Annotated in this window: 1 protein-coding gene; it reads left to right on the top strand. The window is 64.2% G+C overall.

What is annotated here, in order from left to right; translation table 11 throughout:
• Positions 1 to 45: 45 nt before the first annotated feature.
• Positions 46 to 843, top strand: a 798-nt coding sequence (locus RM779_RS33220) for an acyltransferase domain-containing protein (RefSeq protein ID WP_394813456.1), incomplete at its 3' end; no start/stop codon positions are given.

Raw genomic sequence — 843 nt, 5'->3', positions numbered from 1 at the left:
AAGACGGCGTTTTTGTTTACGGGGCAGGGGTCGCAGCGGGTGGGGATGGGGTTGGGGTTGTATGGGGTGTCGGGGGTGTTCGCGGGGGCGTTTGATGAGGTGGCGGGTGAGTTGGAGGGGCGTTTGGGGTGTTCTTTGGTGGAGGTGATTCGGGGTGGGGTTGGTTTGGATGAGACGGTGTTGACGCAGGCGGCGTTGTTTGCGGTTGAGGTGGCGTTGTTCCGGTGGTTTGAGTTTCATGGTGTGGTGCCGGAGTTTTTGTTGGGGCATTCGGTGGGTGAGGTGGTGGCTGCTCATGTGGCGGGGGTTTTGGATGTGGGTGATGCGTGTGTGTTGGTGGCGGAGCGTGGGCGGTTGATGCAGTCGGTGCGTGGAGGTGGGGGGATGGTTGCGGTGGAGGCGGGGGAGGGTGAGGTGCGTGAGGTGTTGGGGGAGTTGGGTGGTGGGTTGTCGGTGGCGGGGGTGAATGGTCCGCGGGCGGTGGTGGTGTCGGGTGATGTGGGGGTGTTGGAGGAGTTTCGGGGTGTGTGGCGGGGGCGTGGGGTGCGGACGAAGCGTTTGGCGGTGAGTCATGCGTTTCATTCGTCGTATATGGATGAGGTGGTGGGTGAGTTTCGTGAGGTGGTGTCGGGGTTGTCGTTGCGGGAGCCGCGGTTGGGTGTGGTGTCGAATGTGTCGGGGCGTCTTGCGGAGCCGGGTGAGTTGGTGTCGGCGGATTATTGGGCGCGTCATATGCGGGAGGCGGTGCGTTTCGCGGATGGGGTGGGGGCGTTGGAGGAGTTGGGGGTCACGCAGTTCGTGGAGCTGGGCCCGGACGGCGTCCTGACCGCCCTCGTCCCCGAC

The sequence above is a fragment of the Streptomyces johnsoniae genome (genome assembly GCF_031845565.1).
Lineage (GTDB): Bacteria > Actinomycetota > Actinomycetes > Streptomycetales > Streptomycetaceae > Streptomyces > Streptomyces johnsoniae.
The sequence above is the reverse complement of the archived record's forward strand: the minus strand, read 5'-3'. Positions and strand labels throughout refer to the sequence as shown.